This window comes from Enterobacter sp. MGH85 (assembly GCF_001037655.1).
GTDB lineage: Bacteria > Pseudomonadota > Gammaproteobacteria > Enterobacterales > Enterobacteriaceae > Enterobacter > Enterobacter intestinihominis.
In genome coordinates, this window is record NZ_KQ089925.1 from 3322747 (window position 1) to 3349384 (window position 26638).

General features: G+C 56.3%; 25 protein-coding genes. 9 read left to right on the forward strand and 16 right to left on the reverse strand.

From position 1 onward, the window contains the following. The first annotated feature begins 88 nt into the window (after window positions 1-88). Window positions 89-322, forward strand: a complete 234-nt coding sequence (locus SK51_RS15645; RefSeq protein WP_023306180.1) for a DUF2554 family protein — start codon at window positions 89-91, stop codon at window positions 320-322. Here SK51_RS15645 and SK51_RS15650 read toward each other — a convergent pair. Next, a complete protein-coding gene (locus SK51_RS15650) occupies window positions 319-2283 on the reverse strand; it encodes a peptidase U32 family protein (RefSeq protein WP_022648091.1) in 1965 nt (654 codons plus the stop codon). The two genes, SK51_RS15645 and SK51_RS15650, sit on opposite strands and share 4 nt — an antisense overlap. An 80-nt stretch (window positions 2284-2363) precedes the next feature. After that, entirely contained in the window at window positions 2364-2891 is a 528-nt protein-coding gene (locus SK51_RS15655; RefSeq protein WP_048206797.1) for a helix-turn-helix domain-containing protein, read from the reverse strand. A 92-nt stretch (window positions 2892-2983) separates the two neighbouring features. Here SK51_RS15655 and SK51_RS15660 point away from each other — a divergent pair, with 92 nt between their 5' ends. Beyond that, complete coding sequence (locus tag SK51_RS15660) at window positions 2984-4150, forward strand: benzoate/H(+) symporter BenE family transporter (RefSeq protein ID WP_023300083.1); 1167 nt, start codon at window positions 2984-2986, stop codon at window positions 4148-4150. Here SK51_RS15660 and SK51_RS15665 read toward each other — a convergent pair. Beyond that, the gene (locus SK51_RS15665) at window positions 4130-5002 is read right to left on the reverse strand and encodes a helix-turn-helix domain-containing protein (protein WP_022648088.1); all 873 of its coding nucleotides are present in this window, start codon (window positions 5000-5002) and stop codon (window positions 4130-4132) included. The two genes, SK51_RS15660 and SK51_RS15665, sit on opposite strands and share 21 nt — an antisense overlap. Window positions 5003-5176: 174 nt before the next feature. On the opposite strand from SK51_RS15665, the gene SK51_RS15670 reads away from it, so the two are divergent. Beyond that, on the forward strand, window positions 5177-6073 hold the full coding sequence (locus SK51_RS15670) for a DMT family transporter (RefSeq protein WP_023306178.1): 897 nt from the start codon (window positions 5177-5179) through the stop codon (window positions 6071-6073). A gap of 34 nt (window positions 6074-6107) precedes the next feature. Here SK51_RS15670 and SK51_RS15675 read toward each other — a convergent pair whose 3' ends face one another. Together SK51_RS15675 and SK51_RS15680 are read right to left on the reverse strand one after the other, a co-directional pair. Then, entirely contained in the window at window positions 6108-6782 is a 675-nt protein-coding gene (locus tag SK51_RS15675; protein WP_022648086.1) for a DUF3313 domain-containing protein, read from the reverse strand. A 135-nt stretch (window positions 6783-6917) separates the two neighbouring features. After that, the gene (locus SK51_RS15680) at window positions 6918-8513 is read right to left on the reverse strand and encodes an ABC transporter substrate-binding protein (RefSeq protein WP_023306177.1); all 1596 of its coding nucleotides are present in this window, start codon (window positions 8511-8513) and stop codon (window positions 6918-6920) included. Between the two features lie 111 nt (window positions 8514-8624). Here SK51_RS15680 and pepT point away from each other — a divergent pair, with 111 nt between their 5' ends. Next, entirely contained in the window at window positions 8625-9854 is a 1230-nt protein-coding gene (pepT, locus tag SK51_RS15685) for a peptidase T (protein ID WP_023306176.1), read from the forward strand. On the opposite strand, the gene tehB is transcribed toward pepT, so the two are convergent. Together tehB and tehA are read right to left on the reverse strand one after the other, a co-directional pair. Continuing rightward, the gene (gene tehB / locus SK51_RS15690; RefSeq protein ID WP_023306175.1) at window positions 9851-10444 is read right to left on the reverse strand and encodes a tellurite resistance methyltransferase TehB; all 594 of its coding nucleotides are present in this window, start codon (window positions 10442-10444) and stop codon (window positions 9851-9853) included. The two genes, pepT and tehB, sit on opposite strands and share 4 nt — an antisense overlap. Beyond that, window positions 10444-11439 carry a dicarboxylate transporter/tellurite-resistance protein TehA gene (tehA, locus tag SK51_RS15695; RefSeq protein WP_023306174.1) on the reverse strand — a complete coding sequence of 332 codons (996 nt, stop codon included), beginning with the start codon at window positions 11437-11439 and terminating at the stop codon, window positions 10444-10446. The genes tehB and tehA overlap by 1 nt, the downstream gene beginning before the upstream one ends. A 121-nt stretch (window positions 11440-11560) precedes the next feature. Between tehA and ydcK the strand changes: the two genes are divergently transcribed. Continuing rightward, window positions 11561-12541 carry a YdcK family protein gene (gene ydcK, locus SK51_RS15700; RefSeq protein WP_023306173.1) on the forward strand — a complete coding sequence of 327 codons (981 nt, stop codon included), beginning with the start codon at window positions 11561-11563 and terminating at the stop codon, window positions 12539-12541. On the opposite strand, the gene rimL is transcribed toward ydcK, so the two are convergent. From rimL to SK51_RS15720, 4 genes are all read right to left on the reverse strand, one after another. Further along, complete coding sequence (gene rimL, locus SK51_RS15705) at window positions 12536-13075, reverse strand: 50S ribosomal protein L7/L12-serine acetyltransferase (RefSeq protein ID WP_022648080.1); 540 nt, start codon at window positions 13073-13075, stop codon at window positions 12536-12538. The two genes, ydcK and rimL, sit on opposite strands and share 6 nt — an antisense overlap. A 104-nt stretch (window positions 13076-13179) precedes the next feature. After that, window positions 13180-14835: a glucan biosynthesis protein D gene (locus SK51_RS15710; protein WP_032671181.1), complete on the reverse strand. Its 1656-nt coding sequence runs from the start codon at window positions 14833-14835 to the stop codon at window positions 13180-13182. Between the two features lie 230 nt (window positions 14836-15065). Then, complete coding sequence (locus SK51_RS15715; protein WP_023300074.1) at window positions 15066-15839, reverse strand: ABC transporter substrate-binding protein; 774 nt, start codon at window positions 15837-15839, stop codon at window positions 15066-15068. Window positions 15840-15849: 10 nt separating this feature from the next. Further along, window positions 15850-17019, reverse strand: a complete 1170-nt coding sequence (locus SK51_RS15720; RefSeq protein ID WP_048206798.1) for a pyridoxal phosphate-dependent aminotransferase — start codon at window positions 17017-17019, stop codon at window positions 15850-15852. Between the two features lie 113 nt (window positions 17020-17132). Here SK51_RS15720 and SK51_RS15725 point away from each other — a divergent pair, with 113 nt between their 5' ends. Continuing rightward, on the forward strand, window positions 17133-17975 hold the full coding sequence (locus SK51_RS15725) for a LysR family transcriptional regulator (RefSeq protein ID WP_023306170.1): 843 nt from the start codon (window positions 17133-17135) through the stop codon (window positions 17973-17975). Here the strand turns inward: SK51_RS15725 and SK51_RS15730 are convergent. Then, a complete protein-coding gene (locus SK51_RS15730) occupies window positions 17962-19467 on the reverse strand; it encodes a carboxylesterase/lipase family protein (RefSeq protein ID WP_023306169.1) in 1506 nt (501 codons plus the stop codon). The genes SK51_RS15725 and SK51_RS15730 overlap by 14 nt on opposite strands. 42 nt (window positions 19468-19509) lie before the next feature. Continuing rightward, on the reverse strand, window positions 19510-20853 hold the full coding sequence (hglS, locus tag SK51_RS15735) for a 2-oxoadipate dioxygenase/decarboxylase HglS (protein WP_023306168.1): 1344 nt from the start codon (window positions 20851-20853) through the stop codon (window positions 19510-19512). A gap of 227 nt (window positions 20854-21080) precedes the next feature. Here hglS and SK51_RS15740 point away from each other — a divergent pair, with 227 nt between their 5' ends. Continuing rightward, window positions 21081-22004, forward strand: a complete 924-nt coding sequence (locus SK51_RS15740; protein WP_022648073.1) for a LysR substrate-binding domain-containing protein — start codon at window positions 21081-21083, stop codon at window positions 22002-22004. A 41-nt stretch (window positions 22005-22045) separates the two neighbouring features. Here SK51_RS15740 and SK51_RS15745 read toward each other — a convergent pair whose 3' ends face one another. From SK51_RS15745 to SK51_RS15755, 3 genes are all read right to left on the reverse strand, one after another. Next, complete coding sequence (locus SK51_RS15745) at window positions 22046-23737, reverse strand: methyl-accepting chemotaxis protein (RefSeq protein WP_023306167.1); 1692 nt, start codon at window positions 23735-23737, stop codon at window positions 22046-22048. 159 nt (window positions 23738-23896) lie between these two features. After that, on the reverse strand, window positions 23897-25015 hold the full coding sequence (locus SK51_RS15750) for an S-(hydroxymethyl)glutathione dehydrogenase/class III alcohol dehydrogenase (protein WP_023306166.1): 1119 nt from the start codon (window positions 25013-25015) through the stop codon (window positions 23897-23899). A gap of 32 nt (window positions 25016-25047) precedes the next feature. Next, window positions 25048-25323 carry a metal/formaldehyde-sensitive transcriptional repressor gene (locus SK51_RS15755; protein WP_003857256.1) on the reverse strand — a complete coding sequence of 92 codons (276 nt, stop codon included), beginning with the start codon at window positions 25321-25323 and terminating at the stop codon, window positions 25048-25050. 243 nt (window positions 25324-25566) lie between these two features. On the opposite strand from SK51_RS15755, the gene SK51_RS15760 reads away from it, so the two are divergent. Both SK51_RS15760 and SK51_RS15765 read left to right on the forward strand, forming a co-directional pair. Beyond that, window positions 25567-26172: a hypothetical protein gene (locus tag SK51_RS15760; protein ID WP_023306165.1), complete on the forward strand. Its 606-nt coding sequence runs from the start codon at window positions 25567-25569 to the stop codon at window positions 26170-26172. Between the two features lie 186 nt (window positions 26173-26358). Next, window positions 26359-26631, forward strand: a complete 273-nt coding sequence (locus tag SK51_RS15765) for an ElaB/YgaM/YqjD family protein (RefSeq protein ID WP_003857263.1) — start codon at window positions 26359-26361, stop codon at window positions 26629-26631. Window positions 26632-26638 lie beyond the last annotated feature (7 nt).

A 26638-nucleotide genomic window follows, 5' to 3' on the forward strand; every position in this document is an offset into this window, starting at 1 on the left:
CAGTCTATTTTCTCAAATTTAAAGAGTCGAATAATTACTCTATGAAATTATCCCTACGATGACCGTAGCGTATTTTCGGGGGTAAAAGATGTTCAGAAAAGGCTTTTCGCTACTGCTGCTGATTAGTGCACTGTTCTCGGGGCAGATTATGGCGGAGCACAAAGGGCATGAATTTGTGTATGTGAAAAACGCCGACCATCAGCTTCGTCATGAAGCTGACAGCGACGAGTTACGTAGCGCGGCAGAGGAGTCTGCGGAGGGGTTGCGCGAGCACCATGTATGGCAGAAATCGCGCAAACCGGATACCCATTCTGCGGGTTAGCTGCCTTTACGCTTCGGCAGGGTTTTCATCAAATCGTCAGGGCTGACGGAGGCCACAATGCTGCCCGGAGACGGCATTTTGAAGATGTGATTCTTCATCTTGCCGATAACGTGCATTTCACACGGACGGCAGTCAAACTTCAGCGTCAGTACTTCATCGCCATTCACCAGCTGCATCGGCGTCGCTTTCCAGCTTTTAATATTGCCTTTCGCCTGTTTCGGACAAAGGTTAAAGGCAAACCGCAGGCAGTGTTTGGTGATCATCACCGGCACATCGCCCTTCTCTTCATGCGCTTCATACGCGGCGTCAATCAGTTGCACGCCGTGACGATGGTAAAACGCACGCGCTTTGTGGTTGTAAACGTTCGCAAGGAAAGAGAGATGCGTGTCCGGGTAGACCGGCGCAGGCACCGCTTCGGCCTTACGACTGCCGCGCGGATAGTTTGCCAGGCGTGCTTCATCCAGCATCTCAGCCGTTTCACGGCGGAACTGGTTCAGCAGGCTGTTCGGCACGAACAGCGCATCCGGCAGATTCACCTCAATATTGCGCGCATAATAAATGGTCTGCCCGAGCTTCGCTACGCCATCCTTGAGGTTGCTGAGCGCTTTCTCCGCATTGTTCGCCACCTCGAACAGGCCGTCGAGCGTATGCGTCACGCTGATGCCGTCTTCGCAGGTCATGGTCAGGATCAGCTGCTCTTCCCAGCCACCCAGCGCGATATCCACCGCAATGCGACGCTCGCTGGAGGTCTTGAGCAAGGCCTGCTGCCAGTTGTGATCCAGGTTACGGTTCAGCGCCGCATTCGGGCGGGCTTTGTAAAGGTCGGCAGGCATTTCATTCGGCCAGACGCGATAACGATTTTCGCCGGTTTTCTCCACCGTATTGGCGCGAAAACCAACCACTTCACGTTTGATCATCACGTTGAGACCATCGCCGTTCGCCAGCGGCTCTGTAACCTGAACGTCAAGATGATCCTTCGCCACTTTCAGCACTTCACCTACCGGCAGACCAATAAACTTCGGTGAATCGAACGCGCCAATATCCCCTTTGCGCGCATTAACGAAATAATCCGTACTGCCGCGGTGGAACGTTTTGTCCGTCGATGGAATAAAGAAATGCTCTGTACGACCGGCGGACGCGCGCGCCAGGTCACCGCGATCCTCGATGATGGCATCCAGCATCTGACGATAATGGGCGGTGATATTTTTCACGTAGCTCATGTCCTTGTAGCGGCCTTCAATTTTGAAGGAGCGTACGCCGGCATCGATCAGCGCGCCGAGGTTTGCCGTCTGATCGTTATCTTTCATCGACAGCAGGTGTTTTTCGAATGCCACCACGCGGCCCTGATCGTCTTTCAGGGTATACGGCAGACGGCAGGCCTGAGAGCAGTCGCCGCGGTTAGCGCTGCGCCCCGTCTGGGCGTGAGAGATATTACACTGCCCGGAATAGGCCACGCAAAGCGCACCGTGGATAAAGAATTCAATGGTCGCGTCGGTGGTCTGGTGGATATCGCGGATCTGGTTAAGGTTCAGCTCGCGCGCCAGAACAATCTGCGTAAACCCGACGTCTGAAAGAAACTTCGCCTTCTCAACGGTGCGGATATCGCACTGGGTGCTGGCGTGCAGCTCAATTGGCGGGATATCCAGTTCCAGAACACCCATATCCTGAACGATCAGAGCGTCAACGCCGGTCTGGTAGAGATCGGTAATAAGACGCTGCGCGGGCTCCAGCTCATCATCATGAAGAATGGTGTTCAGGGTCACGAACACCTTCGCCCCGAAACGGTGGGCGAACGGTACCAGTTCGGCAATGTCGCGCAGGCTATTGCTGGCGTTATGACGGGCACCGAAGCCTGGGCCGCCAATGTAGACGGCATCCGCACCGTGAAGAATGGCTTCACGGGCAATGGCGGCGTCGCGGGCCGGGCTTAGCAGTTCAAGATGATGGGGGTGCAGGCGCATACTTCGTCGTTATCCGTTATGGTCAAAATGGCGGCTATTGTAGTCAGAAGTCTGAGCCAGTGAAACCGTTTTGCGACGCTTTAGCGGGGATAATGGATCAGAGAGTGAAAATGTACCGTCCGGGTGCTGCTGTTGCGGTACGCGTGCGGTTTATCGCCGGCAAAACGCACGCCTGAATCAGCGTATACAGTGCGCCAGACACCGTCGATATGCATATCCAGCTCACCGCTTATCACCACCACGTGTTCAATCACCCCGGCTTCGTGCGGCGTGGACTCACTCAGCGCGCCGGGCGACAGGGTGATGGAGAAATGGTCGAACTTAAGCTGTTCATCCCAGGGGAAAAGCGGTTTCACCACCATCGCCTGCTGCTGCGGATCGAACACCGCCTGCGGTTCGCTCTCTGGAGTGATAAACGCCGAAAAAGGTACGTTCAGCCCGGTGGCAATTTTCCACAAGGTTGAGACCGTCGGGCTGGACTCATTGCGTTCGATTTGCCCAAGCATCGCTTTCGACACGCCCGTCTCTTCCGCCAGTTTCGACAGGCTCCAGCTCCGCGCCTGACGCAGCGCTTTCAGTGTGGTTGCCAGATGTTGAGTGATATCCATGGTTCCTCCTGTTGGGGCAAAGCATACCACTTGTACGCTATAGCGCACAGTGATACCTTATCCCGGACGTTATAACGCACAACGGAGTTCACATGCGATCGACTGCCTCTCTCTTTCCTGCCGTGCTGGCTGGTTTTGTTGCCGTTCTGGTGGGCTACGCCAGCTCTGCCGCCATTATCTGGCAGGCGGCTGCGGCGGCGGGCGCCAGTACACAGCAAATCGCCGGATGGATGACCGCGCTGGGGCTCGGGATGGGGATCAGCACGCTTGCATTGTCGTGGTGGTATAAAGCCCCGGTGCTGACCGCCTGGTCGACTCCTGGCGCGGCGCTGCTCGCCACCAGCCTGCAAGGCGTGACGCTGGCGGAAACCATAGGGGTATTTATATTTGCGAATGCGCTGATTCTGCTGTGCGGCGTCACTGGCCTGTTTGCCCGGTTGATGAAACTGATCCCGCACTCGCTTGCCGCCGCTATGCTGGCAGGCGTGCTCTTACAGTTTGGCCTGAAGGCATTCAGCAATCTTGAGGGACACGTGCTTCTTTGCGGCAGTATGCTGGCCGCCTGGCTGGTGGCAAAAGCCGTGGCGCCCCGGTATGCCATTGTCGCCACGCTGCTGGTGGGGGTGTTCGTGGCCTGGGCTGGAGGTGACGTTGTCACGAATAAAATGACGTTATCGGTGATCATGCCGGAATTCATTGCCCCTGCGTTCACCTTCACCAGCCTGATCAGCATCGGCTTACCCTTCTTCCTGGTGACCATGGCGTCGCAGAATGCGCCCGGCTTCGCCACCATGCAGGCATCGGGCTATCCGCTGGCGGTCTCACCGCTGATCGTTGCCACCGGCGGGCTGGCGCTGCTGTTGTCCCCCTTCGGCGTCTATTCCATCTGCATCGCCGCCATCACCGCCGCCATCTGCCAGAGCCCGGACGCCCACCCGGATGCCAGTAAACGCTGGCTGGCAGCGGCGGCCGCAGGTGGGTTTTATCTGCTGGCGGGGGTGTTCGGCGGGTCGATTTCGGGGCTGATGGCCGCCCTGCCGCTGAGCGGCATCCAGACGCTGGCCGGGCTGGCCCTGCTCGGCACTATCAGCGGGAGCTTGTATCAGGCACTGAATCATGAAGCAGAGCGCGACGCGGCGATCGTCACCTTCCTGATGACCGCCAGCGGCGTCACGCTCCTGGGAATTGGCTCCGCTTTCTGGGGACTGGTGCTGGGTGGGATCTGTTACGCTGTCTTCTCACGCCTTCGCCGCGCGTAGCTGTGACGGCGTGATGCCGGTCATGCTGCGAAAACGGTTACTGAAATGGCTGGCGGAGTTAAATCCACAGGCCAGCGCGATGTCGGTGAGCGGCGTGGTCGTGTGCTGAATCAGCGCTTTGGCCTTCTCCATGCGGCGCTGCATGACGTACTGATGCGGCGCCAGCCCCATCGACTGGCGGAACATCCGCGCAAAGTGATACTCACTGAGTGCGGCCTGGCCCGCCAGTTCCGCCAGCGTTAAGGGTTGCGCCAGATTTTCCTCGATAAAGGCCAGCACGTTGCGCAGCACAAACGGCGATAGCCCGCCGGTGACCACCGGTAACTTCCACTGGACGCTGGAATAGTGCTGGACCAAATGCGTCAGTAATAAGGTCGACGCAGTGCTCAGGGTGAGCTGATTGGCGTTTTGCTGCCAGTCGCAGCCGAGCAAAAACTGGCGATAAAGGGCGGTGATTTTCGGATCGCTGCCGAAGATTTTTTCCTCCAGCGTCAGCGATAGCGGTCGTTTATCCCAGATTTTCTCCCCCACGTCCCGCAGGTGTTCATCGGTGCAGTAGAGGTGCACGAACGACAGGTCATCACGAATATCCCATGTGGATTCGCTCTCTTCCGGCATCAGACAAAAACGGTCCGGCCCACCGCCATTTTTCCAGCCACCCGGCGTTTTTTGATAGCTTTCATAGCCATCCGCCACGTACAGGCTAAGGGTGTGATGGTTGCTTTTCACCGTGATCGTATCGTGCTTGTTGTACCACGCCGCCAGTTGAATGCCAGTATTGAGCGCGACGGTTTCCCGCAGCACTGCATTTTTTTGGCGTAACGTTTCAAAGGTGTCGTAAACGAGAGACATGGCCGTAAACAGGTGATTAATCAGACTGTCAGTCTAAGAAGTGTTGCAGCCTGTTACCAGCCATTGTGCGAGAAAAAAGCGCAAGAATTTGCAAGTCCGGCGCAAGACGATGAAAGCCGGGGCCCCCTTCTTTCGCCACACTGTTGTTTTTCGCGGTATGAGAAGAGAGACACCATGAACGCATTACTCTATGGGCTGGTTGTTGTTATCTGGGGCACGACCTGGATCGCCATTTTTTTACAACAGGGGCCGGTTGCAGCGCCGGTCTCCATTTTCTGGCGCTTCGCCGTGGCCAGCGCCACGATGATGATCGTCCTGGTCGCCCTTCGTCGCCTGCGCAGGCTGGCGCTGCGGGATCATCTCTATTGCATGCTTCAGGGTTGCTGCGTTTTCTGTTTCAACTTCTGGTGCTTTTATACCGCCGCCGCCCATATCAATACCGGCCTTGAGTCGGTGATTTTCTCGATGGCCGTACTGTATAACGCCATCAACAGCTTTATCTTCTTCGGCCAGCGTCCACCCGCGCGCTTCTGGACGGCGGCAGCGCTGGGGCTTATCGGGATCATTACCCTGTTCTGGAACGATCTGCTCGCCAGCGGCTGGAACGCGTCATTGCTTACGGGCATCGGGCTTTCCGCCCTTGGCACCTACGGCTTCTCGCTGGGGAATATGATCAGCATGCGTCATCAGCGAAACGGGCTGGAAACCATGACCACCAACGCCTGGGCGATGCTGTATGGCACCGTCGTGATGGGCCTTATCGCTCTCTTCAGGGGCGATAACTTTATGCCGGAATGGACGGTGAGCTATATGGGGGCGCTGCTCTATCTTGCTCTGTTTGGCTCGGTGATTGCCTTCGGCGCCTACTTTACGCTGGTAGGCCGCATTGGTCCCGGTAAGGCCGCGTACAGCACCCTGCTGTTCCCGCTGGTGGCGCTGTCGATTTCAACGGTGTACGAGGGTTACGTGTGGCATATCAACGGGATCGTCGGCCTGCTGTTGATATTGGGGGGAAATATGGTGATGTTTACGAAACCGGAAACCTGGTTCCGCCGCCTGCTGACGGCATAAAATAACGGCCTGCGTAAATGCAGGCCGTTTTTTATTATTTTGCTGTCTGATGGACATCAAACATGGTGGCATCGGTCGCCATATCATCCACAACCTGTTTCAGTGTGGCGAATCCCAACGGCGTATTCTCGTTGGCAAGCTCTTTACCTTCACCTTTACGAACAACTTTTACTACCGGTTTGTTCGTGGCCGCATCAATCAGCTCACCTTCAAAGAAAAGATGCGTATCCATGGTGCGATGGCCAGTTGCCATCTGCGTACCCGCAACCAGCAGCGCGACGGGCACCACTTCATAGAACTGCAAACCTTCTTTCTCTGAGCTCACACCCGTGATGGCGCCGCGGAAGATCAGGCTGTGTTTGCCCGGCGTCGTCACAATTGGCTTACGCTGGCCAATCGCGTTTTTTAGTGTGTTATTGGTGTAACTCAACAATTCATCAAGCGTTTTTTGCCCAAGCTGTGTGGTTGGCTTTGGTGTCGGATAATAGGTTATCGGGGTCCAGATAATACTGTCGTAGTTCGCCGGATCATAGGAAGGATCGACCCAACGCAAGGTTGGTTTCCCGGTTGCTGATGTCATCTCCTGCAAGTCAGAGTAATCTTTTAAAAAGCCTGAATATTGATCGGGGGCTGCGACTTTTGACGCACAGCCAGAAAGGGCCAACAGGCCAGAAAGCACTGCAACTTTAAAAAAAGTGGAAGTACGCATGATGGAGTTCCGAGTTATCTGCAAGTATGCACTTGAAGTTATAACAAAAAACAGAGGGAAATGTTGTGGCAAAAAATGACGGGGAAGGCACAAATTGTAAAAATAGTGCCCGGACGGGATCCGGGCAGAAAAATATTACTGTTTTATATCTACCTGCCAGAACAGATGTTTGCCGAAGGGATCGATTTCATAGCCCGTGACCTCTTTTCTGACTGGCTCAAAAATGGTCGAGTGGGCAATCATAACCGCCGGCATTTGATCGTGCATCATCTGCTGCGCCTGCTTGTACAGCGCCACGCGTTTTTCGCGATCGGTTATCGATTTTGCTTCGGCAATCAGGTTATCAAACGGCTTATAGCACCATTTGGCCGAGTTCGACCCGCCGTTGGCGGACGTACAGGTAAACAGTGGTCCGAAGAAGTTATCCGGATCGCCCGTCGCCGTTGTCCAGCCCATCAGCGCAGCCTGATGCTCCCCGCCCTTCACGCGCTTCAGATATTCGCCCCATTCGTAGGTCACGATTTTGGTCTGCACGCCTACTTTCGCCCAGTCCGCCTGGATCATTTCAGCCATACGCTTCGCGTTCGGGTTATACGGCCGCTGCACGGGCATAGCCCACAGTTCGATGCTTACGCCGTTGGCAAATCCCGCCTCCTTTAACAGCGTTTTCGCTTTTTCTGGATCGTAATCGTAGTCTTTCAGCTCGCTGTCGGCACTCCAGACGCCGGGCGGCAGCAGGTTTTTCGCCGCCGTGCCGGTGCCGTGGAAGACCGCCTCAATGATGGCCGGTTTGTTAATCGCCATCGCCAGCGCCTGGCGCACTTTTACGTTATCCAGCGGCGGCTTTTGCGTGTTAAATGCCAGGAAACCGGTATTCAGACCGGCCTTGCTCATCAGGTTGATGTCTTTGTTAGCCTTCATACGCGGCAGATCCGCCGGGTTTGGGAACGGCATCACCTGGCACTCATTCTTCTCGACTTTGGCAAAACGCACCGAGGCGTCCGGCGTGATGGTGAACACCAGACGATCCAGCTTCGATTTTCCCTGCCAATAGTCCGGGAAGGCGGTAAAGAGGATGCGGGAATCCTTCTGATATTGCGCCAGCTTAAACGGCCCGGTGCCAATCGGCTGCATATCGACCTTTTCAGGCGTGCCCGCTTTCAGCATGGCATCGGCATACTCCGCCGACAGGATGGAGGCAAAATACCACGCCAGATCGGCAACAAACGGCGCTTCCGGGTGCGCCAGGGTGAAGCGCACGGTGCGATCGTCAATCTTATCAATGGCGGTAATCAGGCTGCCGAACTCCAGACTTTCGAAGTTGGAATAACTGCCGTTGGATACGTTATGGTAGGGATGATTCACATCCTTCTGGCGCATAAACGAGAAAATCACGTCATCCGCGTTGAAGTCGCGCGTCGGCGTGAACAGTTTATTACTGTGGAATTTCACCCCTTTGCGCAGGTGGAAGGTGTAGACCTTACCATCCTCGCTCACCTCCCAGCTTTCCGCCAGGCTCGGCACCAGTTCGGTAGTACCCGGTTTGAAATCGACCAGACGGTTATAAACCGGTACGGCGCTGGCGTCCACGCTGGTTCCCGACGTGTAGAGCTGAGGATTGAAGTTTTCCGGCGATCCTTCGGAGCAATACACCAGCGTTTTTGCCGCGACGGTGGAACTGACCGTCAGCGCAGCAAGCGCCAGCGTTATCATTGTGAATGTGCTTTTCATCATTTATTCCTGTCTTTTTAATTCGACGGCTAATTACTTCTTTTGCCATTTCATAAATAACATTAAAGTGATGGCGCAAACACATGAAAAATAAATACAGAAGGAAACACTATGGGCTCAGAACTCTCCAGACAATTAACCCAACGCTTTTTCCGCTATCTCGCCATCACCAGCCAGAGCGACCCGAAAGTCAAAACCCTGCCCTCCACCCCGGGCCAGCACGACATGGCGCGGGAGCTGGCGAAGGAGCTGGAAACGCTGGGGTTAGACGATATTGTGATTGATGAGTTCGCCACCGTTACCGCCGTGAAAAAAGGCAATATTCCCGGCGCGCCGCGGATTGGTTTTATTACCCATATCGATACCGTTGACGTCGGTTTATCCCCGGATATTCATCCACAAATATTAACCTTTACGGGAGATGATCTCTGCCTGAATAAAGAAAAAGATATTTGGTTGCGCGTAAATGAGCACCCGGAAATTCTGGCTTATCCTGATGAGGAGATTATTTTCAGCGACGGAACCAGCGTATTAGGCGCAGATAATAAAGCGGCCGTCACCGTGGTCATGACGGTGCTGGAAAACCTCACCGCTGAACATAAGCATGGCGATATTGTGGTGGCGTTTGTGCCCGATGAAGAGATTGGTCTCTGTGGCGCGAAAGCGCTGGATTTGAAGCGCTTCGACGTCGATTTTGCCTGGACCATCGACTGCTGCGAGCTGGGGGAAATTGTTTACGAGAACTTTAACGCGGCTGCGGCTGAAATTCGCTTTACCGGCGTCACGGCGCACCCGATGTCCGCCAAAGGGGTGCTGGTCAACCCGCTGCTGATGGCAACGGATTTCATCAGCCATTTCGATCGCCAGCAAACCCCGGAATGCACCGAGGGGCGCGAAGGTTATATCTGGTTTAACGGCATCCAGGCCGGGCAAAACGAAGCGGTGCTGAAAGCCAACATTCGTGATTTTGACAAAGAGGGTTTTGCCGCCCGCAAGCAGCAAATTGCCGATGTGGCAGCGCGGATTGCTGCGCAGCATCCCACGGCAAACGTGGAGTATCGCATTGAAGATACCTACAGCAATATCAGCAATGCGATTGGCGAAGACCGCCGCGCGATCGACCTGATGTTCGAGGCGATGGAATCGCTCGGTATCACCCCAAAACCGATCCCCATGCGCGGTGGCACGGACGGGGCGGCCCTGTCAGCCAAAGGCTTGCTCACCCCGAACTTCTTCACCGGCGCCCATAACTTCCACTCGAAGTTTGAGTTTTTACCGCTGTCGTCGTTCGAGGCCTCCTGTCGCACGGCCCTGCAACTCTGTCTGCTGGCCGCGCGTTAAGCGGGCTTGCGTGCGAGCATGGTGGCGAAGCGCAGCTTGATACGGTTGCCGTTGGCATCGGTACGGTGGAGTTCCCCCACCTCTTCGTTGTACTTGATCAGCTCCCAGCCTTCGTAGTAGTGGCTCAGTTCACCGGTCTTAAAGGCAAACGGGAAACCGACGGTACACGGATAATCCTCCGTATCCATGGCGGCAACGATCAGGTTATAGCCGCCTGGTTTAGTGCAACGCTGCATATTGGCGATAAGACCAGGGATGGTTTTTGCTTCGAGAAACATCAACACGACGGTGGAAAGAATAAAGTCGTATTCGCCGTCAAAGGTCAGGTTGTTCAGATCCTTTATCGCCGTTTGCAGATTCGCGATCCCTTCCGCCGCCTTAATGCGCTCGATGTTATCGATGCTCATCGGGTTTTTATCCCACGCCGTCACGTCATAGCCGTTGGCAGCGAGGTAGAGGCTGTTACGGCCATTTCCGCTACCGAGATCGAGCGTTTTTCCCGGCTTAACAATGTCCGCGCTGAGCAGGACCTCTGAGTGCGTGCGGGTCAGCCCATATTTCTCAGTAAAGTAGTTTTCATCGACAGTCATTATTTTTCCTCAGATTGCATTAGCAGTGCCTTATCAGCGCGCACCAGAAGTTTGCCCTGCATCAGCAAGATAAAAGTACGGACCAGCAGCATCGCGATGATGATGTTGGTGAAAATAAACAGGGGAACCGCGAGGGCATGAAAGAACCCTGACGGACTGCTCTGCCCCAGATGTAAACCGGTGGTCGCCAGCGCCGACACCCCGAACGAGAAGCTCCAGAACGACACGTTGAACGGCTGCGACAGATACCACGGCATCAGACGCAGCATAAACAGGAGTTGCAACAGACCATAGCCGAAAAGCATTTTGGCGAAGGTGTCCGCTTCGCCGCCGTTGACGCTAAACCAGGCGCTACAAGCCACCAGGGCAGGCGCAAGCTGGATCCCGAGCGAAGTACGAAGCGCCGCGGGCAGTTCGCCCGCGCTGCGCAGGCGTTGCAGAATGACTGGCTCGAGGCTCAGCCAGGAAAAGACCCCGGCACCAAGGAACACCAGCCCCGCATCGTGGAAACCCAGCGCACCGCAGGCCATGGCGCTGATAAAATTGTTCGCTACCGTCGGCAGATACAGTCCCGGCGTCGTGGCCTCTTCCGGATGCTTACCGCGCCACAGCCCGGCGCTTTGCCAGGCGGCATACGCAAGCTGGATCACCACGCCTACGCTAAACAGCACCAGCGACACTGGTCGGCACCACGGCACAAAGCCAATGGCCACCAGTAGCGTTGTGGCTGGAAACAGGCTGACAAAACTGCTCATTACCGGATGCCGCATCTCGGCCAGTACGCTATATGGAAACCGTACCGCACGGGTAAGAAACGCCACGCTCAGCAGGAACCAGATCGCCACCGCCAGCGCCACCAGGATCTCGCCCGGCCAGCGCGTCACCGGCCAGATAGTACCGGCATAACGCCAGGCGAACCCCATACCTATGGTACCCAGAACCATACCGAAATAACCGGCGGGCAAGTTAAGAACGCGTTGGTCTTGGTTATGCATTTTTTTTAAACTTTAAAATGTATTTTAAATGCCATTTTAAGGGGTTTACCGTGCAGACGCCAGCACTTCGAAACGCCAAAAGTTTGCTACGTTTAGTGAATGGCTTTTCAGGGAAAACACGATGACAAAATACAGGCTTAGCAATGAAACCCGTCTCTGGCGCTGGCAGGACGGATCAACGCCGTGCACAACCCTACTCAGACAGATAATTGCCGCAAAGGATTTTAACGATGTGACCAGCGGGACAAAAGGTGGTTGGGTTGAGGATGAACACGCGCTCGCCCAGGACGGGGATTGCTGGGTTTATGATGAAAACAGCGTGGTGTTTGCCGGGGCCAGGATATCCGGCAACGCCCGCCTCACCCAACCCTGCATCGTAAGCCACCGCGCACTCGTAGGCGGCAACAGCTGGCTTGACGCGGCAGAGGTGAGTCACGGCGCGGCAATAAGTGACAACGTCACTATCCAGCACTCCACCGTACGCGGGGAATGCCGTATCGCGGGTGACGCGCGGGTGCTGCATGACAGCATGGTGATTGCAGCCAAAGGGCTGACACCCGACCGTGAGCAGATCCTACAGATTTACGACAGAGCCACGGTCAGCCAGTCGCGTATTGTGCATCAGGCGCAAATCTACGGCGATGCCATGGTGACCTGGGCCTTTGTTGAGCACCGCGCGGAGGTGTTTGACCGCGCCATTCTTGAGGGCAACGCGCTTAATAACGTCTGGGTGTGCGACTGCGCCAAAGTGTACGGCAACGCCCGCCTGCTGGCCGGTTTAGAGGATGATGCGATCCCGACCGTGCGGTACAGTTCACAGGTCGCGGAAAACGCCCTCGTCGAAGGTAACTGCGTGATTAAACACCACGTATTGATTGGTGGCGAGGCGTGGTTACGCGGCGGGCCGATCCTGATTGATGACAAGGTCGTTATTCAGGGGCGCGCGCGTATCAGCGGCGATGTCCTGATTGAGCATCAGGTGGAGATGACAGACGATGCGGCGATCGAGGCGCTGGAGGGTGAAAGCATTCACGTCCGGGGAGCCAAAGTGATCAACGGTGACACGCGGATCACCCGGACGCCGCTGCTGGGGGCGCTATAGCGGGAATAACCTGGCGTACAGGTTTACGTCATCGAAGCGGCCGTTGAGCATTTCCGCTTCCCGCAAACAACCTTCCAGCGCAAAACCGTTGCGCTGCGCCACGCGATTACTGTTATGGTTAGCCACGCGACATTTGATCACAAAGCGGCGGATCTCGCCGCGCTCAACGTAATAGCGCATAAACGCCTGTAGCGCCTGAGAGAGAATGCCCTGCCCCTGATGCGCTTTGTCAAGCCAGTAGCCGATGTACCCGGCCTTATTCGCAGGCTCTATCGCGTTAAAAGAAAGCACGCCCACCAGCTCGTCCTTCATGAAAATCAGGAACATTTTGGCGTAGCCGCGCTGGTGCAGCATCTGGTTGCTCTGCACGTTACGGCGCGTGTCCTCTTCAGTGCCGACATGCTGCGCCCAGTCGAAGGCGGTTTGCAGCCAGGTTTTGTTTTTAATAACGAGGTTGTGCAGATCGGTGGTATAGCGCTCTTCGACGGCGCGAAGCTCGATTTCCTGGGTTACGGGGATAATTTCTGAAGACATAGTGCCTCTTAATTGCCGGGTGCGCTAACGCTTACCCGGCCTACAAATGCGTCCGAATCAGGCCGGGTAAGGCGAAGCCGCCACCCGGCACAAACCCATAAGGACTAACGCATGATCCGGTCATCAACGTAGTTACGTTTGTCCGGCGCGGGCGGGAAATACTGGTACAGCCAGGTCTCGCTGATGGCGTCGCCCTGACAGCGCAGGAACAGACGCATATCGACCGGCTCGGTGGAGTCAGAGGTTGGATACCAGTCAAACAGAATGCGATACCCGTCGAACGGCTCGACGTAGAGGATCTCCACCTGCTTCGCTTCACCGCTGGACAGGGTGATCACCGGCTCAATGCCCTTCGGTGCGGCGGCCTTCAAATCGCCCCCGACGAAGTCGATGGCAAAGCGACGGGCCCACACTTTCGGGTAATTTTCACCCGGCGCCCAGCCCTCCGGGAAGCCGCCCATACCGGTACGGGTAGCGTAGACGTTTGCCAGCGGTGAACGCACCGGCGGCTGCGCGCTCCAGTAGAGACGGTATTTGAAGTCCAGTTCATCACCCGCCTGCACCGGTTTCTCCGGCTGCCAGAAGCAGACCACGTTATCGAGCGTCTCGCCGGTTGTCGGGATCTCCATCAGGGCGATGGATCCTTTACCCCAGTTGTTGCGCGGCTCGACCCACAGGCTTGGTCGCTTGTTATACCAGCCCATGACGTCCTGGTAATGGGAGAAGTCCCGATCAAGCTGCAACAAACCAAAGCCTTTCGGGTTTTTATCCAGATAAGTGTTAAATTGCAGCTTTTGCGGGTTGTTCAGCGGTCGGCAGATCCACTCTCCGTTACCGCGCCACATTGCCAGGCGGTCTGAATCGTGGATCTGCGGATGAATGGTGTCGCACATGCGGCGTTCGTTGTTGCCGCAGCTGAACATGCTGGTCATCGGCGCGATGCCGAGCTGCTTGATGTCTTTGCGCGCATAGAGATGGTTCTCGACGTCCATGATCACCTGGCTCTTCTCACAGTGGATCACAAACTTATAGGCACCGGTAATGCTCGGGCTGTCCAGCAGCGCATAGACGGTAAAGGTGGTATCGCCCGGCTTAACGGTTTCAAACCAGAAGGAGGTGAAATCCGGGAACTCTTCCGGGGTGTCAGTAAAGGTATCCACCGCCAGCCCGCGCGCGGAAAGGCCGTACTGGTAGGTATCATCCACTGCGCGGAAGTAACTCGCGCCCAGGAACGAAACGATATCGCGTCGCGCCAGTTCGGGCGCTTTAAAGACGCGGAATCCGGCGAAGCCGAGGTCACTCTGACCTTCAAGCTGTTTGGTATCCACGCCCGTATCGCCGTAGCTGAACAGCTCTGGACGGAAGTGGATCTCACGCGCCTGAGAGGTGCTTTGATCCAGCGAGAACATGCGCACGCGGCGGCGGAATCCCATCCCCATATGGAAGAACTGGGCGTCCAGCTGGCGACCTTCAATGTTATTCCACAGCGACTGTTTCTCATCGTAACGGATGGCGTTGTACGCCTGCGGCGTCATGGTGGCCAGCGTTTCCGGCAGCGGACGCGGCGCACCACCCCACGGGGTTTTCGCCAGATCGTGCGCCATGGATTGCAGAACAGAGAAGTCAAAGCGACGGCTCTGACCGTCGGCAATGTCGGAGTCAGCAGCATACGCCGCCTGGGAAAACAGAGAAGCAAGGCCAGAAGTGCCGCTCAGGGCAGCCATTGCCAGGGAACCTTTGAGAAAACGTCTGCGATTCATGCCTGAGAAAACGTCCTTATGGTCGTGTGAATGAGTTTCGCGCGCAGCGAAATGACGGCAAGAAAGAACGCACAGCCTAAACAAAAACGGTTAAGAATCCAATTGTTGGCGGGTGATTATCTGAACAAACCGAGAAATATTTTCTGTCGACCAGAACGGCCTGAAAAAGGGGTAAAGTTATGTATAAAAGAGTCCCGGCTGGACATCAACAGCCGGGACCAACGAGGCGGTTATTTTACGCTGACATCGATACCCGGGAAGTACTTATCAGCCAGTTTAGCGATCGTGCCGTCGGCACGTACTTTATCAATTGCGGCATCAAGCTGCTTTTTGGTGGCCTCATCCCCCTTACGCAGCCCAAAGCCGATCCCACTGCCGAGGATGGTGTCGTCCGACACCGGTTTGCCGATAAAGCCAAACCCTTTACCCTGCGGCTTGCTGAGGAAACCTGCCTGCCCGGCCGCTGACATGACCAGCGAGGCATCGATGCGGCCATTCAGCAGATCTCCCCAGGCCATATTCTGATCTTTATAAGACACCACGGTGACACCGTGCTTTTCCCAGTGCTCTTTGGCGTAGGTTTCCTGAATTGAACCCTGGAGAACGCCGATGGTTTTGCCCTTCAGCCCTTCCGGCGTGGCCTCTACCGCAGAACCGGCTTTGCCCACCAGCTGGGAGGGAATACGGTAGATGGGCTGGGTAAAATCAATGCTCTTACGACGCTGTTCGGTGATGTTCATCGCCGAGTTTATGGCGTCGAACTTTTTCGCCAGCAGACCGGGAATCAACGCATCAAACGAGGTTTCTACCCAGCTGCACTTCAGCGCGGCGGCTTTACAGATGGCATTTCCCAGTTCTACGTCAAATCCTTCCAGCTCCCCTGAGGCATTGCGGCTTTCAAACGGCGGATATTCCGCTTCCAGCCCGTATCGCAACTCGGTAGCAGCAAACGACGAGAATGAACACAGCAGTCCTATGCCGACAACTAACGCGCGTAATTTCATCTCAAATTCCTTAACGTGGTGTAACCCGACAAAGGGTCTGGGCACCTGCCCGTAACGTCGCCTCATCTTTCGCAAAAGAGAGACGGATCAGTTTATTGTCCGTGCCATCGGCATAAAACGCTGACAGCGGAATGGTGGCAACCCCGTACTCGACAATCAGCCTTTTCACCATCTCGCTGTCGCGCTCGTCGCTAAAGCCGCTGTAATCCGCAAGCAGGAAAAACGAACCGGCACTCGGAAGCAGCCTGAACGGTGAGTCGGCGAGCAAACTTTGCAGCAGATCGCGCTTGCGCTGATAAAACGCCGCCAGCGACAGCCAGGTTTGCGGATCGGTCATGTGTTCGGCAAACGCGTACTGCATCGGCGTATCGGCCGAGAACATTAAAAATTGATGGACCTTACATATTTCATCCATCAGCTCCGCGGGCGCCACACAATAACCCACGCGCCAGCCGGTGACGTGATAGGTTTTTCCGAAAGAAGAAATAATCACGCTGCGCTCCGCCAGTTGCGGGTGCGTTGCCATCCCGTGATGCGGTTCGCCATCAAAAACGACGTGCTCGTACACTTCGTCAGACAAAATGATGATGTCGGTGTGGCGCGTCAGCGCTGCCAGCTGGTGCAGATCGGCGGCTGAAAACACCTGTCCGCTCGGGTTGTGCGGCGTATTGACGATGATCATCCGCGTGCGTGGGGTAATAGCCGCGCGTACTTCATCCCAGTTCACGGCAAAATCCGGTACCGTCAGCTTAATAGCGATCGGCGTCGCCCCCTGCAGACGGACAATCGGCGCATAGCTGTCAAAGGAGGGCTCGAAATAGATCACCTCATCGCCAGGATGAACCAGCCCGCTGATGGCTGAGTAAAGCCCTTCGCTGGCGCTGGCGGTCACCAGTACCTCACTCGCCGGGTCATAGCGGGTGCCATAGAGCGTGGCAATTTTGTCCGCGATGCGCTCTCTGAGCGGTTGCAGCCCGGTCATGGAGGCATACTGGTTATGCCCTGACTCCATGGCGCGAGTGACGCCGGAGATAAGTTTTGGGTCGCAGGAAAAATTCGGCGCACCCTGAGAAAGGTTGATGGCGTTATGCCGGGCTGAAAGCTGGCCGATAACGGTAAAAATGGTGGTTCCTACATCGGGCAATTTGGAGCGGGTCTGCACCGGCGTTTTCAAAGTCATCCTCTGTCCCTTCTCGTGGTGAATGCATAACTATTCAAACAATAACTTGATTGCCGGGACAATCGAATTGTTGTCATAATAGCCATGACAAAAATGCATAGCTAAGGTGAGATATGTCGCGTCGTTCATTTCCGCTTAATGCCGTAGAGACGTTTATCGTGACCGCGCGTCACCTGAATCTTACCCATGCCGCGAAGGAGCTTTGTCTGACGCAGGGGGCGGTAAGCCGCAAAATTGCCTCGCTGGAAAGCTGGTTCGGCTTCCCGCTGTTCGAACGCCATGCTCGCGGCCTGCGTCTTTCTTCACAGGGAAGCGCCCTGCTGCCGGAACTGCAATCTGCGTTTGAGCACCTGCTTAACGTTGCTGAACAGGCGCGGACGCACCAGACCGTAATTCGACTGAAAGCGCCTACCTGCGCGATGCGCTGGCTGGTACCGCGTCTGTTACAGGTCGAGCGCGAACAGCCGGAACTCCAGATTGCGCTGACCACTACCACCGATCATAACGTCAATTTCAAAACCGAATCCTATGACGCGGCGATTGTGTTTGGAACGCACATGAGCGCCGGCGATCTGCTGTTCGAAGAGGCCTTAACCCCGGTGATGAGCCCGCTGCGGGCCGGTTCTGCGCTGGAAACACTCACCTTCCTTCACCCCACGCGGGACAAAACGGACTGGACGCTGTGGCTGGCGAAACAGCCGCGTCCGGCGCCAGCTATGCTCAAAAATCAACACTTTGAAACCATGGATCTGGCCATTACCGCCGCCATTCAGGGGCTGGGCATCGCCATTGCGGATGAAACGCTGGTGGAGGAGGACGTGCGCGCCGGACGGCTGATACGGCCTTATGATACGAGCATAAAGACGGGGGCGAGCTACCGGCTGGTGTTACGCGACGCACCCGACCCGGAGAACGGGCTGGATGCGTTTCGTGCCTGTCTGCTCAGTCGAGGCTGACGTGGTGTTTCATTACCCGTTTGAAGAGGCTCATACGGGCACGCATAAAACGGTTTTCAAGCCGAAAACCTGCATGTTTATTCACACCAATGCGTAACAACACGTCCCGCCCTTTCCGGCAGGCGGGCCAGCGCGTGGGCCCCACCAGGCTATCGCGTGCTCCCGCATCCCGGGCGAAGCTCACCCAGTAGTCCGCCACCTGAGCGGCGAAGGCCAGATCGCGTTCATTTACATACTGCCGCGAGGGTTCCACCTGCCCAAGGGTATCGAACACGTAGGGCACTTCGTTACCGTGCCAGGCGCCGTTGGTATACGTCGCGTGCTCCGCTTCGGCCACATAATCAAACCAGTATCGCCAGCACAGGCCGCCTGCCCGCTGCTGCGCCTGCATCACCACGTATCCCATGGTGGTAAAGGCCATGTCGCGGCAAACCTGCCTGCCGAGTTCCTCATCGCCCTTCACGCCCGGATAAAGCAGCTTGATCAGCCCCAGGCCAAAGCGCCGCTCGCGACGGAGCTTCTGGATCTGCCCGGCAAGATCGACCCCGAACACCGACATCACGCTGGCTTCGTCGCTGTTTGACCCAATCATCACCGGTACTGAATGCTGACGGGCAGCGAAAAAGACATCGAGCATGGCCTCAGGCAAAACGCAGTCACCCACGATGGGCGCAGGGGCGATATTCAGTGGCGAGGTCAGCGGCCAGAACGCCTCAGGCGGGATCGCGCGAAGCTGTTCCGCGGTGGCATTTTGCAGGCCAAAATGGGCAGCAATCACTTCGCCTTTATGCATGGCCTGCTCGCGCGGGGTGTCGGGCAGCGTGTACCCGCTTTGCACAATGGCTTTATGGAACAGTCCTCCCGCAAGCGGAGAAGCCATCAGCGACAGCACGCTGCGCGCACCGGCCGACTCGCCAAATACGGTGATGTTCTCAGGATCGCCGCCGAACGCGGCAATGTTATCGCGCACCCATTCCAGGGCCTGGATCTGATCGAGCAGCGCAAAGTTATGCACCACGCGTTCTTCTTCCCCCTCAAGCGCCGGATGGGCAAAAAAGCCGAGGTGTCCGAGACGGTAATTAATTGTCACCACCACCGTGCCGCGCTTCGCCAGCGCCCTGCCGTTATACGGAGGCAGACCGCCAGCGCCGAGTGTAAATCCTCCGCCGTGCAGCCAGACCATCACCGGAAGCGGATCGGCGCGTACGACTGGCGACCAGACGTTAAGGTACAGGCAGTCTTCAGAGAACTGGCCAGGATCGCCGCCGCCCAGCTCCTGACAGCTTTCGCTGCTCTGCCAGCTGGAGGCGGAGAACGCCGTCGCCGGACGCACGCCATCCCAGCGTGCAGGGGGGCGTGGGGAGCGCCAGCGCCACGGGCCAACCGGCGGTGCCGCATAAGGAATGCCACACCACACATGGGTATCGCCTTCAGTAGAACCAATTAGTGCGCCCTGGCGCGTTTCAACCACAGGGGCGGAGGGATTTTCCATACCAACCTTCTTTTTCCATCACACTCCTGCAGAGTAACGGTTTCAGAGCAAACCGCAACGCTGTTTGCTGCGCGCTTCCGCCTCCTCGTAAAGCGTAAACTCGTCGTACACCGCACAGCCGAGCGCGGCTTCGAAGGCATTGCGGCTGGCATTGCCGTGGCTGCGCGCCTGCGTTTCATTGCCAAGATTCGACTGGAAAATCCCCGCCGCGCTGACGGGCAGAAAATCCTCATAGGTGATCGGCTGCGCCACAACCCAGCCGCGTTCGATCAGCGGCTGCGGATCGTCGCCGGGACGAAACGCGTGGCGATGCGCCTCACCTGTCGGAGTCAGACGGTAGCGGAAATAAGCCAGCCCCTGACGGCGCAGGAACATTTCGCTGTCCGGGAAGGTGCTGAAGATCTCGCGCAGGTGAAGCTGATGGGTCAGGTTGTCTTTGCCGGTCCCGGCCTGATTTAACAGACGGTCGTACAGCTCGCGCCCTTTCGGCGTAAGGGCCACGCCCCGCTGCTCAATCTCACCGAAACGCGCGGTATGCGTACCCTTGTGTTCTCCCGCGAAAAGCACCGGCTCTTCCAGCGCCTTAAAGCTGGTCTGGCGCAGGAGGATCGGCACCTCGCGGCGCGGCGGGCCTTCAATCAGAATTTTCGGCTCAATGCCGTACTTCGGCATTAGCTCCTGCACCCGGTCGATATCCAGCGTGCGCGGCGTGAGATGGTTTATATGACACCCCGGGAAACAGACCACGTCGGCAATCAGGCGATGTTCGTTGCTCAGCGCCAGATAGGTTTCCTGATCGACCGTCGCATGGCGATGCCAGCGGAAGGTTTCCAGGGCTTCCTGCACAAATTCGCGCGCCTGTGCCTCAGTAAAGTGTCCCTGCGCATCATGCAGGTCGATCAGGTCCAGACAGCGCGGCGTAAAGATGTTGCGCCGGGAGAGGATCTCCGCCGCCCTTTCGCGCAGCGCAACGTTTTCAATCAGCTCCAGGCGCAGCAGCGAGGTAAAAATGCGAAACGGATTACGGCAGAGCGCCGCATCGTCTGTCGGACGAAACGCCGTCGAGTGGACGGGCACGCCCGCCTGGGAGAGATCGTAATAGCTGACCGGGTACATGCCCATAATGGCGAAGATCCGGCGCAGGGTGGAAAGCTCCTGCGCGGTGCCAACGCGGATCGCACCGTGACGTTCAACATTCAGGCGCGCCAGTTCGTCTGCGTTCGCCAGTTGTTCATGTAAAAGTGGGTTATTTTCCAGAACCGCCAGGTTAACGTCCGCCACCAGTTCCAGCAAGGAGCCGTACTGCGGAACTTCCTGCTGGTACATCGCCGACATAGCCTGCGAAAAGTGTTCCCGAATATCATCAGCCGTGATGGTGTTCGCCATGATGTCATGCCTCCAGTGAATACTACCTGGAGTGTAGAGAAGCCCGTTCCTTTCGTTGGGAAGAATTTACGAATTGTGATCCAGGCAGACGAGTGCTCAAAGCGTGGGCATTTTCGAAAAACGGTTGTAACTCAAACAGGTCAAATGTTAAAAATATTTTGCTATCAGGTTATCAAATTCAAACATCTTAACTTGTCACCCGCGTCGCTCTGTTTTTAACATCGCCTATGGAAAAAAATGGTCTGTTCAGTCAGCGCATACGCTTGCGCCATTTGCATACTTTTGTGGCCGTCGCTCAACAGGGAACGCTGGGGCGAGCGGCTGAAACCCTTAACCTCAGTCAGCCTGCACTCTCCAAAACGCTGAACGAACTGGAACAGCTTACCGGAACCCGCCTGTTCGATCGCGGCCGTCTGGGCGCTCAGCTTACGCTCGTGGGCGAACAGTTCCTGACGCATGCCGTTAAAGTTCTCGATGCCCTCAATACCGCCGGTCAGGCCTTAAATCGTAAAGAAGAGCAGGCCAGCGACATCGTGCGCGTGGGGGCACTGCCAACGGCGGCGCTGGGCATACTGCCTGCGGCGATCGGCCAGTTCCACCGTCAGCAAAAGCACGCCACGCTTCAGGTCGCGACCATGAATAACACCATGCTGCTGGCGGGCCTGAAGTCAGGCGAGCTGGATCTGGGCATTGGGCGGATGTCCGATCCGGAACTGATGAGCGGCCTGAACTACGAGCTGCTGTTCCTGGAATCGCTGAAGCTGGTCGTGCGTCCGAATCATCCTCTGTTGCAGGATACCGTGACCCTGAGCCGTGTGATGGAGTGGCCGGTGGTGGTCTCACCAAAAGGAACCGTTCCGCGTCAGAATGCGGAAGCGTTGCTGCAAATGCAGGGCTGCACGCTGCCTTCCGGGTGTATTGAAACGCTCTCGGCGTCGCTGTCGCGCCAGCTTACGGTGGATTATGACTACGTATGGTTTGTGCCGTCCGGCGCGGTGAAGGACGATCTGCGACGCGGCGTGCTTACGGCGCTGCCGGTAACCTCACCCGGCGCGGGAGAACCGATTGGGATCCTGACGCGGGTAGATGCCCCGCTCTCTGAAGGTGCCCAAACGCTGTTAAGCGCCATTCGTAAATCAATGCCTCTCTGACCATAAACGCAGAACCCGCCGCGAGGGCGGGTCTGTCTTACTCAGAACGTTTCCCAGTTATCACCTGAGACAGCCGCCGCCGGGGTTAAAGGCGCGGGTTTTGCTGCGTTTGCAGCGGCTGTAGTCCGTCCTGCGTGCGCCCCGTTGAGACGAAACGCGCCAACGGCTTCCGTCAGACGTGCGCCCTGCTCCTCCAGCGAAGCCGCTGCCGCAGAAGCTTCTTCCACCAGCGAGGCATTCTGCTGCGTCACCTTATCCATCTCGGAAATCGCCTGGCTCACCTGAACAATGCCGCGGCTCTGCTCATCAGACGCGGCCGCAATCTCCAGCATAATATCGGTGACGCGTTTAACCGCCTCGACGATCTCATTCATGGTATTGCCCGCCGCAACCACCTCCCCGGAACCCTGATCGATAAGCGACACCGATTCATTAATCAGGCTTTCAATCTCTTTCGCCGCGTTCGCGCTGCGGCTTGCCAGGGTGCGGACTTCACTCGCTACGACCGCAAAGCCGCGTCCCTGTTCACCCGCACGCGCCGCCTCGACCGCCGCATTGAGCGCGAGAATATTGGTCTGGAACGCGATGCTGTTAATCACGGCGGTAATTTCAGAGATCTTCTTCGAGCTGGTGGAAATATTACCCATGGTTTTCACCACGCCGGAGACCATCTGCCCCCCGCGGCTGGCCTTACCGGAGGCATCTTCTGCAAGTTTACTCGCATGATGCGCGTTATCGGCGTTTTGCTTCACCGTCGCGGTGAGCTGCTCCATGCTGGCCGCCGTCTGTTCGATGGCCGCCGCCTGCTGTTCGGTTCGGGATGAGAGATCGGTATTACCCGCGGAGATCTCGCTGGTTCCACGGTAAATCTCCTCCGCCCCCTGCCGCACCGTGCCCACGGTTGCCACCAGCGCGTGCTGCATTGTTTGCAGATCGCGCGTCAGGCGGCCAATTTCGCTGCGCCCGGTCGGTTCGTCCGGCATGGTCAAATCGCCTTTCGCGATATTTTCGATACGCGTAGCGGCTCGCTGAAGCGGGTTTATCACCGTACGGCGCAGCACCACAAAGGTGATCACCGCCAGCGCCAGCGCCAGGCCAAACGCGCCGAACATAAACATCAGCCCCAGCCGGGTGCGGGTGTGAGCCTGCGCCGTCAGTGCGTTGGCGCGTTCGGTGCGGATTTTTATCGCCTTCAGCAGCACCGCGTTATAGGCATCGTCCAGCGGACGCGCGGTCTCATTTTCATGGTTGATAATGGCTTCAAACATGCCGTTTTTGGCATATTTCAGCATCGGCTGCATACCGGCGATGTAGGCGTCATAGCGGGCTTTCAGATCGCCATCCAGCGCTTCATCAGCCTGAGTGCGAACGGTGCGCTTCATATAGGCGGCAAATCCATCCTGCGACTGCCTGATGCGGGTCTCAGCCTCAGCGATGTTTTGCTTCATCGCCTCCATCTCCGCGATGCGGCTCGCCGCCCCCGCGTGGATCATGTTGATACGGGCGGTGCGTAAATGGTTGGAACTGTTTGACAGACCGGTGCGCACCTGGATTTCTGCTGTGACATCCTGCTGATCGTTATCGGCCTGGAGCAGGAAATAGCCTGCCAGACCCGAGCTCAAGGCAAACAGGAGAATAATGCCACCGAGAATGGAGGAAAACAGCGGAACCAGCCGGATGTGATGCAAGAAACTCAGCTTGTGCTGCGCCTGCATCGATGTTGTGTTGTCCATGACCGTCGACTCTCTTATAGGTAAGATGCGTAAAAACACGCCTGTAAAAGAGTCATCGGCACAGCGGGGAATTAGATTACGCCTAAAAGCGCCAGACAGGTCACACTTTAGAGAAGATCAGGGAAGAAATGCCAGCGGGAAAAACCGCTGGCAGAATAATCAGTTGTCGCCGAAATGGATGACGGTACGAATGGATTTTCCTTCGTGCATCAGATCGAAAGCTTCGTTGATCTGTTCCAGCGGCAGGCGGTGCGTAATGAACGGGTCGAGCTGAATTTTGCCGACCATCGCATCTTCAACCATGCCCGGCAGCTGTGTACGGCCTTTCACGCCGCCAAATGCCGACCCGCGCCATACGCGCCCTGTCACCAGCTGGAAGGGACGGGTTTTAATCTCCTGACCCGCGCCGGCCACACCGATAATGATGCTCTCACCCCAGCCTTTGTGGCAGCACTCCAGCGCTGAGCGCATTACGTTGACGTTGCCGATACATTCGAAGCTGAAATCCACGCCGCCGTCGGTCAGCTCAACGATCACGTCCTGAACCGGTTTGTCGTAGTCTTTCGGGTTGATGAAGTCGGTCGCACCCATCTCACCTGCGAGCTTAAATTTCTCCGGGTTGGTATCCACAGCAATGATACGCCCAGCTTTCGCCTGTACCGCGCCCTGGATGACCGCCAGACCGATCCCGCCCAGGCCGAACACCGCCACGGTGTCACCCTCTTTCACTTTCGCCGTGTTATGCACCGCGCCGATACCGGTGGTGACACCGCAGCCGAGCAGACAGACTTTATCCAGCGGTGCCTGCGGATTCACTTTCGCCAGTGAGATCTCGGCGCACACCGTGTACTCGCTGAAGGTGCTGGTCCCCATGTAGTGATAGATTGGCTCGCCGTTATAGGAGAAACGGGTGGTGCCGTCCGGCATAAGACCCTTGCCCTGCGTGGCGCGCACGGCCTGACAGAGGTTAGTTTTGCCGGATTTGCAGAACTTACACTCGCCGCACTCTGCGGTGTAGAGCGGGATCACATGGTCGCCGGGCTTCAGGCTGGTAACGCCTTCACCCACTTCCACCACTACACCGCCCCCTTCGTGGCCGAGCACCGCCGGGAATACGCCTTCCGGATCGTCACCGGAGAGGGTAAACGCATCGGTATGGCAGACGCCGGTGTGAGTAATTTTGATCAGCACTTCGCCTTTCTTCGGCGGAGCAACATCAATTTCAACGATTTTCAGCGGCTTGCCTGGGCCGAACGCGACAGCTGCGCGAGATTTCATGATGTCTTTCCCTTGTTGTGAGGTGTGTGGGTTTATTTTAGATAAGAGCGCAGCAAATGGCCGACTTCCGCCATCCGCACTGCCCGCTGATCCGGGGTGGTCTCCCCCGTCACCAGCTCATCTTTGAGGTGAATTTCAACCATTTCACCCATCAGGCCATTGGCAGCACCGCGCACGGCGGCTATTTGCTGCAGAATGGCGAGACAGGGATCGCCCGACTCCAGGGCGCGTTCAAGGGCATCAACCTGGCCTCGAATGCGGCGGACGCGGGTCAGAATACGTTTTTTATCTTCGGGTGAATGCGGCATACGCCCTCCTGATACTATAGGGGGGTATGGTACCTCGTATGTTATTGCCCTGTAAACCACAAGAAAGAGACGCTGCAATGAGCACATCGCCGGCAAGGAACAAAAGATATTTAGGGTTTATTCTGGCCGCTACGAATCCTATTTAGCTCGTAATGTTAAAATTCAGCACTTATATGGCACGATGTGAACAGAAATAACATTCTCGTCACCTAACATACTGCTACAAACAAAATGGTGGTGTTAATGATTGTACTAAAGAGCTTTTTATTCTTTGTTGGCGCGGCGGTCGCATGCGCGCTTATTATACTTTGTCTTTGGGTTGATATGCGGTTTGTCGGCCATGATATTCCGGAATTATCACTGACCGAAATCATGCAGGAAACGGTATTAGCGACTATCGTGTTTCTCCATTTTCGTCTGGCGAAAATGGATGAATCCATGCGTTACTGTAATATACTGGTTGGCGGTTTTTTCCTGACGATGTTAATTCGTGAACTGGACGCGCTTTTTGACCTCATTTCTCATGGGAGTTGGGTGTGGTTCGCGCTGATTACCGCTCTGCTGGCTTTAATTCGCCCCGTTATGCATTTTCGCGCTACCCTGGAACAGCTGGCAAAATACACGCAATCCCCCTGGTACGGTATTCTGTTGAGCGGCCTGCTGGCCGTACTGGTCTTCTCCCGTCTCTTTGGAATGCAGGTGCTGTGGCACGCCATTCTGGAACATGGCTATATGCGTGTCGTGAAAAACGCCGTGGAGGAAGGTTCGGAATCGTTCGGCTATATGCTGTGCCTGGCCGCATCCCTTGGCTATTACATTACCTTTCGCGCTAACGCACGAGAGAAATAGTCTCTTCCCGCTACGTAGACAGAGACGGCGAGGGAAATATTTATCCACTCCATCCTTAGGGCGTTATGGTGGACATGTAAGAAAGACATATCCTAAAAAGAGGTAATCAGGCGTTGATTTTAGCGAATTCTCTCTCACTCTTGCCATCAGCGTCTATCCTTAGACTATCAACAAAAGGAGGCTGGAATGTCTGATTTCGACACTGATAAAAATGCACAATACGCTGGCGATAAAGCCAAAAACAAACTTGATGAATTATCCGGCTCTGCGCAGCAGCAGTTTGGTGAATTCGTTGATTCCCCTAAACATCAGGTGAAAGGTGCAGCGAAAAAATATGCTGCCCAGGCCAGTGATGCCGTCTCGGATGTTACTGAAGCCGTCAGAAATAACCCGTTAACGGGCTTAATCGCTGCGGGTGCGGTAGGCATCGTTCTGGGACTTCTGCTGGGACGGAAATAATTTCAGG